Source organism: Rhodococcus sp. Leaf278, assembly GCF_001426085.1.
Lineage (GTDB): Bacteria > Actinomycetota > Actinomycetes > Mycobacteriales > Mycobacteriaceae > Rhodococcoides.
The window spans coordinates 419,936-430,903 of the sequence record NZ_LMRR01000012.1; the positions used below are offsets into that span (position 1 = coordinate 419,936).

10 protein-coding genes and 1 pseudogene are annotated in these 10,968 nt (G+C 64.4%); 5 read left to right on the plus strand and 6 right to left on the minus strand.

The genetic code is table 11. From position 1 onward, the window contains the following. The first annotated feature begins 41 nt into the window (after window positions 1-41). Both ASG84_RS14705 and ASG84_RS14710 read left to right on the plus strand, forming a co-directional pair. Window positions 42-716 (plus strand): Pr6Pr family membrane protein, encoded by a 675-nt coding sequence (locus ASG84_RS14705; protein WP_057477723.1) that lies wholly within the window; start codon window positions 42-44, stop codon window positions 714-716. A gap of 3 nt (window positions 717-719) precedes the next feature. Further along, complete coding sequence (locus ASG84_RS14710) at window positions 720-1,979, plus strand: aminotransferase family protein (protein WP_057477724.1); 1,260 nt, start codon at window positions 720-722, stop codon at window positions 1,977-1,979. On the opposite strand, the gene ASG84_RS14715 is transcribed toward ASG84_RS14710, so the two are convergent. After that, window positions 1,963-2,193 (minus strand): hypothetical protein, encoded by a 231-nt coding sequence (locus tag ASG84_RS14715; protein ID WP_057477725.1) that lies wholly within the window; start codon window positions 2,191-2,193, stop codon window positions 1,963-1,965. The two genes, ASG84_RS14710 and ASG84_RS14715, sit on opposite strands and share 17 nt — an antisense overlap. Window positions 2,194-2,253: 60 nt before the next feature. Here ASG84_RS14715 and ASG84_RS14720 point away from each other — a divergent pair, with 60 nt between their 5' ends. Continuing rightward, entirely contained in the window at window positions 2,254-2,901 is a 648-nt protein-coding gene (locus ASG84_RS14720; protein ID WP_057477726.1) for a hypothetical protein, read from the plus strand. On the opposite strand, the gene ASG84_RS14725 is transcribed toward ASG84_RS14720, so the two are convergent. The 5 genes from ASG84_RS14725 to sthA form a co-directional block, all read right to left on the minus strand. Continuing rightward, window positions 2,891-3,565, minus strand: coding sequence for a PhzF family phenazine biosynthesis protein (locus ASG84_RS14725; RefSeq protein WP_057477727.1), 675 nt, complete (start codon window positions 3,563-3,565; stop codon window positions 2,891-2,893). The two genes, ASG84_RS14720 and ASG84_RS14725, sit on opposite strands and share 11 nt — an antisense overlap. Window positions 3,566-3,577: 12 nt before the next feature. After that, entirely contained in the window at window positions 3,578-6,094 is a 2,517-nt protein-coding gene (locus tag ASG84_RS14730) for a DEAD/DEAH box helicase (protein WP_057477728.1), read from the minus strand. Between the two features lie 70 nt (window positions 6,095-6,164). Next, window positions 6,165-7,205 carry an alpha/beta fold hydrolase gene (locus ASG84_RS14735; protein ID WP_057477729.1) on the minus strand — a complete coding sequence of 347 codons (1,041 nt, stop codon included), beginning with the start codon at window positions 7,203-7,205 and terminating at the stop codon, window positions 6,165-6,167. Between the two features lie 244 nt (window positions 7,206-7,449). Next, window positions 7,450-8,394: a proteasome assembly chaperone family protein gene (locus ASG84_RS14740; protein WP_057477730.1), complete on the minus strand. Its 945-nt coding sequence runs from the start codon at window positions 8,392-8,394 to the stop codon at window positions 7,450-7,452. Between the two features lie 181 nt (window positions 8,395-8,575). Next, complete coding sequence (gene sthA / locus ASG84_RS14745; protein WP_057477731.1) at window positions 8,576-9,991, minus strand: Si-specific NAD(P)(+) transhydrogenase; 1,416 nt, start codon at window positions 9,989-9,991, stop codon at window positions 8,576-8,578. Between the two features lie 284 nt (window positions 9,992-10,275). Here sthA and ASG84_RS28765 point away from each other — a divergent pair. Then, window positions 10,276-10,332, plus strand: a 57-nt coding sequence (locus ASG84_RS28765) for a hypothetical protein (RefSeq protein WP_442970953.1), incomplete at its 3' end; no start/stop codon positions are given. A 1-nt stretch (window position 10,333) separates the two neighbouring features. Then, window positions 10,334-10,968: pseudogene (locus ASG84_RS27450) on the plus strand (alcohol dehydrogenase catalytic domain-containing protein); the annotation flags it as partial.

Genomic DNA, 10,968 nt, shown 5'->3' on the forward strand with positions numbered 1-10,968 from the left:
ACCTTCGTGAATGCCGGCCGCGACTGTGCCAGGATCGCCGCATGAGCATCTCGCACGATGTGACCGCGGAACCACGCACGCCGGTACCGATCAGGACGCTGCGGGTGTTGTTCGCGGCCCTCACCGCCGCGGCGCTCGTCTCGATCATCGTGAACGGGCTCGGCTCTCCGACGTTCTCGTTGGTCAACTACTTCAGCTACTTCACCGTGATCAGCAACGTCCTGACGGTGCTCGTACTCGTCGTGGGCGGCGTGATCGATCCGCGGTCTTCGGGTTGGCAGCTCTGTCGCGGAGCAGTGACGCTGTACATGGTGATCACCGGCATCATCTACGCAGTCCTTCTCGCGAACATCGATGTCGGCGTCGCGGATCCGTGGACCAACAACGTGGTGCATCGCATCATGCCCGTGATCCTTCTGCTCGACTGGATACTCGCTCCACCGCGGCGGCAGATCTCCGAGTCGCGCAGTCTGACGTGGTTGCTGTTCCCGCTGATCTACGGGGTCTACACCTTGGTCCGTGGACCCGTCGTCGACTGGTACCCCTATCCGTTCCTCGATCCGCGCAGTCAGGGATACCTCGCGCTGGCCGTCGGGCTGGTCGTTCTCACCGTCGCCTTTGCGTTGATGGCCCTGGCGGTGAATGCCGTCGGGCGGCTCGCAGGACGGTGGAGGTACGGATCGGACTCGATCGAAGCGGACTCCACTACTGTGTAGCGCATGTCTTCCGACCTGGATCCAACCGCCACCACACACTCCTCTGCGCTGTGGCACGGCTTCGCCGACATGGGCAACGTCACCGCCAACGGGCCGTTCGTCGTGTCGCGAGGCGAGGGTGCGTACATCTTCGACAACAAGGGAACGAAGTATCTCGACGCGACTGCCGGTCTGTGGTTCACCAACGTCGGCCACGGCCGACGCGAGATCGCCGACGCTGTCGCCACACAGCTGAGCTCGATTGCCCACTATTCGAACTTCGGCGACTTCGTTCCCGAGACCACGCTGGCTCTGGCCGATCGCCTCGCTGCCATAGCGCCGGTTCCCGGCAGCAAGATCTTCTTCACCTCGGGTGGATCGGACTCGATCGACACCGCTGCGAAGCTTGCACGCCGCTACTGGGTGGAAATGGGACAGCCGTCCAAGAAGCTGATCGTCGGTCGGCAGAAGGCGTACCACGGCATGCACGTTGCGGGCACCTCGCTGGCCGGCATCCCGGTCAACAAGGAGAACTACGGCGAGCTCATGGCCGACGCCAGGACGGTCTCGTGGGACGACGCGAAGTCGCTGCTCGCGCTGATCGAGGAGGTCGGTGCCGAGAACGTGGCTGCGTTCTTCTGCGAGCCGGTGATCGGAGCAGGCGGAATCTACCTGCCGCCGGAGGGCTACCTGCGCGAGGTTCGGCAGATCTGCCGCGACAACGACGTCCTGTTCGTGGCCGACGAAGTGGTCACCGGGTTCGGACGCATCGGCGGTAGCTGGTTCGCGTCGACGCGTTTCGAGCTCGAACCCGATCTGATGACGACCGCCAAGGGGCTGACGTCGGGATACGTGCCCATGGGTGCGGTGTTCATTGCTCCGAAGATTGCCGAACCGTTCTTCGCAGGCGGAGTCTGGTGGCGTCACGGCTACACCTACGGCGGCCACGCAGGCGCGGCTGCCGCAGCGATGGCCAACCTCGACATCATCGAGCGCGAAGAATTGCTGACGCACTCCAAGCGCATCGAAGCCGCACTGCACACGCACCTCGCGCCGCTGGCCGAACACGAACGGGTCTCGGAGATCCGCAGCGGTATCGGCGCAGTTGCCGCAGTGCAACTCGCCGACCCGGGCGAGGCGCTGCCGTTCGTCAAGACTCTTCGTGCGCATGGGGTTTCGGGCCGTGCGGCCGGTCAGGGCGCGATGCAGATATCGCCCGCGTTCGTCATGACGGACGCCGAGATCGAAGAGATGGCCGCGCGAATCCTCAGCGCGCTCGGCTGAACCGGAGCCTGTCGCGCAGCTGCCGACCCCGCGAGGGCGGGGGAGCAGCTGCTGGCTCCGGTTCGCTCGACAGTGCCGCGAACCGCTGGTGTAGCTGATCGCGTACTTCGTCGGGGGCATAGGCACGCCGCTTACGCTCGGACCGCACCACCAGCGCCCCCGTAGCTGCGACGCCGGCCATCCCGGCGAGGCCGAGAGCTTTCCACACGTTCATTCGGCAACCGTACCGTCATGACGTGCGGTCTCCGGTGCGCCAAGACCTAGGGTGAGAGTCATGAACCCGTCTCGAATCAGCCTCGATACCGCCGTCGATGCCACCAGGACGGGCGACATCTGGATCTTCCGTGGAGAGTCGACGGCCGACCGGGCAATTCAGGCGTTGACCAACAGTCCGGTCAATCATGTCGGAATGGCCGTCGTGATCGACGACCTGCCGCCGCTGATGTGGCACGCAGAACTGGGAAGGTCGTTGCAGGACATGTGGACCGGCAATTTCCAGCGCGGCGTGCAGCTCCACGATCTGCGCGCGGCCGTCACCCAGTGGGCCACGAAGTACCAACAGCGTTGCTGGCTGCGGCAATTGGACGAACCAGTAACGAAAGAGCAGGAAGATGCCCTGCTGCGCACGATAGCTCGCATGGACGGAACAGCGTTTCCCACCACCGCCGCGCTCGCCGGTCGGTGGTTCCGGGGGCGGGTGCCGACGCTGCGGCGACAACGCGAGCAGGATGGAGCCACCCTCGAAACCGCCTACTGCGCAGAGGTGGTCGCCATGACCTACGACTCGATGGGATTGCTCACCGGCAACAAGAAGGCCAATTGGTTCGACCCGGGAAAGTTCTGGAGCGGTGACCGACTCCCTCTGGCTGCGGGCGTCCGTCTGGGCGAGGAAATCGAGGTGGACGTGCCGCTCACACCGTGATCGGCGCGTCGGTCACGGTTTGTCCGCCCAGTTCGACCCAGCCGTTTTCGTCGAAGGTCGTGCGTAGCTGCGAGCCTGCGCCTTGCACGATGTGCAGGCCGCGGCCGAGTTCCCCGGTGAGCCGGACGGCGGCGGCACCGGTTGCCTCGTCCTCGGCGATGCCCATCATGGGGGCGAACATGCGTGATCGCAGCGCCCCGTTCTCCTCGTCGGTCCACGCCCAGACGTAGTGGTGCCCACTGTCGTAGGCGCTGGGATCGGCCGAGGTTACCTCGGCTGCGTCGCGAACCTGATGGAAGGTGAACTCCGGAGCCCAGTCGGCGCGGGCGCGAACCCAGGTGTCGTCGCCGTCGTAGCGGATTCTCAACGGTGCGGCAGGGACGGCGAGCACATCGACCGGGTGTCCCATCTCGCGAAGCCACCACGAGAGTCCGACGGTGGGGTGACCTGCGAAGGGGAGCTCCACCGCGGGGGTGTAGATGGTCGCCGAGGCCGTACCCGGCTCGGTGCGATCCACGAACACCGTCTCGCTGAAGCCGAGATCGGCAGCGAACTGCTGCCGATCGTTCTCAGCGACGGCGTCGGCGGACACGATCCCGAGGGGGTTGCCGAACCTGCCGTCGGCATCGGTGAACACACGGACGACGGACACCTCGATAGCCATGCTCGGACGGTATCAGCCTGCAGTGATCACGATCTCGTCGAATACGATCTCGCCTGCCGCATCGGATTCCGGGACGTCGACGACACCGTCCAGCGACCAACCGTGGTCCCCGTCCGGATCCTCGAGTACCTGACGCACCGTGGTGGATTCCGCACCGACATTCAGGGTGAACAGCGCAGGACCACGGGCCGAGGGGCCGGTTCCGATCTCGCCGTACTCGGCGAAGAACGGATCCAGCTCGGTCTCCCAATCCGGACCGTCGTCCAGTTCGTCGAGCGCATTCCACTGGCGCCGCGCCGCCAGATCCACCCGGCGGAAGATCGCGTTACGGGCCAACACCCGAAATGCTCTGGGATTGGCCGAGATCGGACGCGGCGCGTCGGATCCGTAGGCCTCGACGAGGGCCTCGGGCTCGGCACCGGGGTCGGTCAGGTTCTCCCACTCGTCGAGCAGGCTCGAATCCACCTGTCGGACGAGTTCGCCCAGCCATTCGGTGATGTCCTGAACCTCTTCGGTTCGAGATTCCGGCGGAACCGTCTGGCGCAGTGTGCGATACGCGTCGGCGAGATAGCGCAGCACCAGTCCCTCCGATCGCATCAAACCGTAGTGACTGATCAGCTCGGCGAAGGTCATCGCTCGCTCGACCATGTCGCGTACGACGGATTTGGGCGACAGTCCGATCTCGGAGAGCCAGGGGTGGGTGCCGCGGTAAATCTCGAACGCCGGAACCAGGAGTTCTGCAAGAGGTTTCGGCCAGGTGACCTCCTCGAGCAACTCCATTCTCTCGTCGTACTCGATGCCGTCTGCCTTCATCTGTGAGACTGCCTCACCGCGCGCGGCATGCTGCTGAGCCATCAGGATCTGGCGAGGATCGTCGAGCGTCGATTCGATGATCGACACCACGTCGAGTGCGTGGGAGGGGGATTCGACATCGAGCAGCTCGAAGGATGCGACCGCGAAGGTGGACAGCGGCTGGTTGAGCGCGAAATCCGGCTGTAGGTCCACGGTCAGTCGAGCGTGTCGGCCGTCGGCGTCCGGTTCCTCGAGCTGCTCGACGATGCCCGCGTCGACCAATCCGCGGTACAGCGAGAGCGCACGCAGGATGTGTTTGCGTTGAGCGGCCCGAGTTTCGTGGTTGTCTTCGAGCAGGTGGCGCATTGCGTAGAAGCAATTGCCAGGCCGCGCAATGACATTGAGCAGCATGGCGTTGCTGACCGAGAATCGAGAGGTGAGCGGCTCGGGGCTCGCTGCGATGATCCGCTCGAATGTCGGCTCACCCCACGAGACGAAACCGTCGGGTGCCTTCTTGCGCTGCACTCGCTTGAGCTTCTTGGGATCGTCGCCGGCCTTGGCCACCAGCCGTGCATTCTCGATATCGTGCTCCGGGGCCTCGACGACGACCGTGCCGAGCGTGTCGTATCCCGCCCGGCCCGCGCGTCCGGCGATCTGATGGAACTCGCGGGCCCGGAGCTTGCGGGTCCTGATGCCGTCGTATTTCGTGAGTCCGGTGAACAGCACGGTCCTGATGGGAACGTTGATACCCACGCCCAGGGTGTCGGTACCACAGATCACCTTGAGCAGGCCGTCCTGCGCGAGCTTCTCGACCAAGCGCCGATACTTGGGCAGCATGCCTGCGTGGTGCACGCCGATGCCGTGTCGAACCAGCCTCGACAGAGTCTTGCCGAATCCGGTGGTGAACCGAAAGTTTCCGATGGCCTCGGCGATCTCGGCTTTCTCCTGTTTGGACGCGACGTTGACGCTCGTCAACGCCTGAGCGCGTTCGAGAGCCGAGGCCTGCGTGAAATGCACCACGTACACCGGCGCGAGGTGCGTCTGCACGAGTTCTTCGATGGTCTCGCTGATCGGTGTCGTCACGTAGGAGAACATCAACGGAACCGGACGCTCGGTGCCGGAGACGACCGTTGTGGTTCGGCCGGTGCGCCTGGTCAGATCGTCTCGAAAGAACGACACGTCGCCCAGCGTCGCCGACATCAGCAGGAACTGAGCGTGCGGCAGCTCGATCAGCGGAACCTGCCAGGCCCACCCGCGATCAGGCTCCGAGTAGTAGTGGAATTCGTCCATGATCACCTGGCCGATGTCCGAACCGGCACCCTGGCGCAGGGCGAGATTCGCCACGATCTCGGCGGTGGCGCAGATGATCGGGGCTCCGGAGTTGACGGATGCGTCGCCGGTCATCATGCCGACGTTCTGAGCACCGAAGATCTCGCAGAGTGCGAAGAACTTCTCACTGACGAGTGCCTTGATCGGCGCGGTGTAGAAACTGCGGATGCCCGCGGCCATCGCGGCGTAATGGGCCCCGATGGCCACCATCGACTTGCCGGACCCGGTGGGGGTGGCGAGGATGACATTGGAGCCGGAGACCAGCTCGATGAGAGCTTCTTCTTGCGCGGGATAGAGCGTCAGACCGCGATCGGCGGTCCAGGTGGTGAAGGTGTCGAACAGGACGTCCGGGTCGACGCCGTCGGAATTCTCGGCGGAGACATCGGGAATCAGTTCGGTGAGGAGCACCTCTACAGGCTATGTGGGATCTGCCGTCGGTCCCGCATCGACACCGAGCATCGGCCGCCGAGGAGACGCGTCAGGTCGCGCTGCGCTCGTCCGATCCCATGGCACCGAGAACAGCCATCCGGGTGCTGGCGCTTCCGCTGATCATGTCCTCACCGACGCCGGTGATGAGCAGGTTCCGCCACCGCACCTCGTCGAAGGTCAGAGACGGGGTCGAGTCGATGAAGTCCTCCACCACCTGTAGAAAGCGCATGGGGTCGTCACGGAACGGAAAATGTCCGGAGTTCTCGAACACCTCGAGAGTCGAACCCGGCATGGCCGAGTGAGCGAGCCGCGCATGACTGACCGGAATGACAGAGTCCTGATCACCCCAGACGAGCAGGACGGGCAGGTTTTCGGTCAGGTAGCAGCGGTCCAGCATCGTGACCACCTGACCGCGCCAGTCCACCACCGCGCGCAAGGTCCGCAGATACGCCTCGTACGTGGTCGGTGCAGGCAGCTCGCTCAACACCCGAATCAGGTCCGGGGTGTCGTGCAGCAGCGAACCGGGTCGCAGCGGCGAGCTGTGCAGCTTGCTCAGTATCCCGCCGGCCAGCTTGACCGCGGGAATCGCGCCCGGCAGGCGAAGTAGTTTGACCGCCTCGCTCAGGAACGGCATCGACGCGAGCCGAAGAATGGGGTGCACGTCCTTGGTGACGCCACCGGATGACACCAGCGCCAATCTGTCGACCATGTTGGGAAACTGATAGGCGAACTGCATCGCAACGCCACCACCGAGTGAATGACCGATGACGGTGACGTGCTCGATGCCCAGAACCGAGAGCAGGTCGCGCATACCGTTCGCATACGCGGCGACGGAGTAATCCGCGCGGGGTTTGTCCGAGCGTCCGTGCCCGAGAAGATCCGGTGCAATCACCGTGTAGTTCTTCGCGAGGTGTGGAATCACCTCGCTCCAGGTCTCGGAGTTGTCGCCGATCCCATGGATCAGCAACACCACTGGGCCCTCACCGGCCATGCGGAACGCTCGACGGTATCCGTGAATCGTCCGGAAGATCAGCCGTGGTTCTTGATCGGGAACCGGGCGGAGCTTGCGACTGCGCGGACTGGTAGCCATCTGCGCCTCCTGACATTCCCTGGTGTGCCGCACGTGCGACGCAGTACGGCGTGGCCGTGTACGAGTGTGTTGACGGTACATACCGGAGTACGTGTCGCTACGACTCTCGCACGAGATGACGTTCAGGGCAGAACATCGAGCGTATTTGCGGTTACAGGTATGTTTCGATCCGCTCCCGCTGTCCGATTCTACCGTTGCTACGACTCGTCGCTGTGACTACTCACACTGTCGGAGGGGTGCCTTCTCACTTCGGGTCGGTGTCGTCGCCCTCGTCGAGCCCGGCTTGCTCGGCAAGGAAACGCTCGAATTCGGCACCCAGTTCGTCCCCGCTCGGCAGTGGCTCGTCACCGGCCAGCAATGTCGACTGTTGCTCCTGTGCGGCCACGTACGTGTCGTACTGACGCTCCAGCGCCTGCACCACCGATTGCACCTCGTCGTTTCCGGTGATGTGCTCGTTCACCTGCTCGCGCACTCGCGCCGCGGCCTCGCCGAGCGCTGCGAGCGGAAGATCGAGCTCGGCGGCTTCACCGACGTTCTCGAGCAAAGTTTCGGCTGCGCCCGGGTAGTCCGTCTGAGCGAGGTAATGCGGAACGTGCACCGAGAAGCCCATCGACTCGTGGCCGTGCTGAGCCATCCGAAGCTCGAGCAGCGAGGACGCACTTCCTGGCACCTGCAGGTCGCCGGCCCAGCTGTTGCCTTCCTTGACCAGCTCCCGGTCGCTGGCATGCGCTGTGACCCCGAGCGGGCGCGTATGCGGAATAGCCATCGGGATGGAGCCGAGACCGATTGTGCGCCGCACACCGAGCTGCTCGGCGAGAAGGCGGACCGCGGTGGTGAACTTCTCCCACCGCAGATCCGGCTCCATACCGGCCAGCAGCAGGAAGGGCGTGCCGGCTCGGTCCTTGACTGCATAGAGATTCAACTCGGGTGCGTCGTAATCCGAGAAATGATCGGATTTGAACGTCATCGTCGGCCGACGGGACCGGTAATCGATCAACTCGTCGACGTCGAACGACGCCACCAGTTCGGATTCGAGGCTCTCGCGCAGGTGAGTCGTCGCCAACTTCACGGCGTGACCGGCGTCGGAGAATCCCTCCAAGCCGTGCACGAGGACGGGTCCGACGCCGTCGTCGGAGAAGATTTGCGGTGCCGGAAATTCCAGCTCGTACATCTTCGACTGTTCGGTCATGGCCGGGCCCCTTTCGGATCGACTCGTCGGTACTTCGATGCGAGATTCGGGTCAGAATACGCCGACCCTTCGTATGCACCGTGTACGCGCCGACGTCGAACGTGGCGAATCTCTGATGGAAAGAACAACCGGACAGCTGTCGTTCATTCCCCGGTGGTCGTCGGGGTTCGAGAGAAGCCCGTCAGCGGTCGAAGTTGGCCAGCGCGCGGATCTTGTTGGTGACATCCAGCGCGGCGACCTTGTACGCCTCGGACAGCGTCGGGTAGTTGAAGACGGCGTCGACGAGGTAATCGACGGTACCGCCGCATCCCATGACTGCCTGTCCGATGTGCACCAGATCCGTCGCACCGGACCCGAAGATGTGCACTCCGAGAATGGACCGGTCTTCGGTGGAGACGAGCAACTTCAACATTCCGTACGAATCGCCCGCAATCTGGCCGCGCGCCAGTTCGCGATACCGCGACACTCCGACCTCGTACGGGATAGACCCCTTCGTCAGATCCACCTCCGTCGCACCGACGTAGGACACCTCCGGTATCGAGTAGATGCCGATGGGCTGGAGATCGGTCAGTTTCGCGCTGGACTCACCGAACGCGTGATACGCCGCCAGTCTGCCCTGATCCATCGACGTCGCGGCCAGCGCCGGGAACCCGATCACGTCGCCGACGGCGTAGATGTGATCGACCTTGGTCTGGAAATGCTCGTCGACGAAGATGCGGCCGCGCGCGTCCGCCTCGAGTCCTGCGTTCTCCAGGTCGAGCGCCGTGGTCAGTCCCTGCCGGCCGGCCGAGTACATCACCGTCTCCGCCGGAATGCGCTTCCCGCTCGCGAGCGTGGTGACCGTTCCGTTCGGTCCGACGTCGACCGCGGTGACCGCCTCACCGAATCGGAACGTCACGGCTAGATCGCGAAGATGGAACTGCAGCGACTCGATGATCTCGCGATCGCAGAAGTCGAGCATGGAATCTCGCTTCTCGACGACCGTGACCTTGGTACCGAGGGCCGCGAACATCGATGCGTACTCGATTCCGATGACGCCCGCCCCGACGACCACCATCGATGCGGGAATGAACTCGAGGTTCAGGATGCCGTCGGAGTCCAACACCCGGTAGTCGTCGAACGCGACGTCCGCGGGACGCGCCGGCGCGGTTCCGGTGGCGATCACCACGTTGGCGGCAGTCACGGTGATGCGCTCGCCGCGTGACTCGTCCTCGATCGCGATGGTGTGCGCGTCGACGAACCTGCCGATACCGGTGATCAGTTCGATGCGGTTGCGCAGCAACTGCGAGCGCACCGTCTCGATCTCCCTGCCGATGACGTGCTGGGTGCGAGCGAGGAGATCGGCGGGGGTGATGTCTGCCTTGACCCGATAGCTCGCCCCGTACAGCTCACGCTGGTTCATACCGGTGAGGTAGAGAACGGCCTCACGCAACGTCTTGGACGGGATGGTCCCGGTATTGACGCACACTCCGCCGAGCATGTGTCCCTTCTCCACGATCGCCACTCGCTTGCCGAGCTTCGCGGCAGCGATGGCCGCCTTCTGGCCGCCGGGGCCGGAGCCGATGACCACCAGGTCGTACTCCATGGGTTCAGACATTGCTCATAGGTACCGGGCGCACGCAAAGACTGCGTGCCCACTCGGTCACAACCTTGTGAACTCCGCGGTTCGGTACGCCGAACCCATGCAGATGTCGCCACGTGCTGATGCGTTGTGCGAGGCTGGACCGAGCCCGCAACACACGATTTTCAGTGGAGGAACACATGCCGCAGCAGGTCCGCGCCGTCGTCGCCAAGAGCAAGGGCGCACCCGTCTCCATCGAGACGATCACCATTCCCGATCCCGGCCCGAACGAGGTCGTGGTGAAGATCCAGGCGTGCGGGGTGTGCCACACCGACCTGCATTACCGCGAGGGCGGCATCAACGACGAGTTCCCGTTCNCCCGGCCCGAACGAGGTCGTGGTGAAGATCCAGGCGTGCGGGGTGTGCCACACCGACCTGCATTACCGCGAGGGCGGCATCAACGACGAGTTCCCGTTCCTGCTCGGACACGAAGCCGCCGGCATCGTCGAGACCGTCGGAGATCGCGTCGAGCACGTCGAGGTCGGCGACTTCGTCGTCCTGAACTGGCGCGCGGTGTGCGGGGAATGCCGRGCCTGCAAACGCGGCACCCCCTGGTAYTGCTTCGACACCCACAACGCCGCCCAGAAGATGACCCTCGACGACGGCACCGMACTGACCCCGGCGTTGGGGATCGGGGCGTTCGCGGAGAAGACCCTCGTCCACGAAGGCCARTGCACCAAGGTCGCCGCCGACGCCGATCCCGCCGTCGTCGGRYTGCTCGGCTGCGGGGTGATGGCCGGGCTCGGGGCCGCGATGAACACCGGCCACGTCTCCCGCGGGGATTCGGTGGCGGTGATCGGCTGCGGCGGTGTCGGTGACGCCGCGATCGCCGGAGCGCGCCTGGCCGGGGCGTCGACGATCATCGCCGTCGACCGCGACAAAGGAAAACTCGACTGGGCTCTCGACCTCGGTGCCACCCACACCGTCGACGCCTCCGCCGTCGACGCGGTCGA

Bases quoted from the DNA above. Each gene is read 5' to 3' on its own strand.
- ASG84_RS14705 (WP_057477723.1), top strand. From the start codon at position 42: ATGAGCATCTCGCACGATGTGACCGCGGAACCACGCACGCCGGTACCG.
- ASG84_RS14710 (WP_057477724.1), top strand. From the start codon at position 720: ATGTCTTCCGACCTGGATCCAACCGCCACCACACACTCCTCTGCGCTG.
- ASG84_RS14715 (WP_057477725.1), bottom strand. From the start codon at position 2,193: ATGAACGTGTGGAAAGCTCTCGGCCTCGCCGGGATGGCCGGCGTCGCA.
- ASG84_RS14720 (WP_057477726.1), top strand. From the start codon at position 2,254: ATGAACCCGTCTCGAATCAGCCTCGATACCGCCGTCGATGCCACCAGG.
- ASG84_RS14725 (WP_057477727.1), bottom strand. From the start codon at position 3,565: ATGGCTATCGAGGTGTCCGTCGTCCGTGTGTTCACCGATGCCGACGGC.
- ASG84_RS14735 (WP_057477729.1), bottom strand. From the start codon at position 7,205: ATGGCTACCAGTCCGCGCAGTCGCAAGCTCCGCCCGGTTCCCGATCAA.
- ASG84_RS14740 (WP_057477730.1), bottom strand. From the start codon at position 8,394: ATGACCGAACAGTCGAAGATGTACGAGCTGGAATTTCCGGCACCGCAA.
- sthA (WP_057477731.1), bottom strand. From the start codon at position 9,991: ATGTCTGAACCCATGGAGTACGACCTGGTGGTCATCGGCTCCGGCCCC.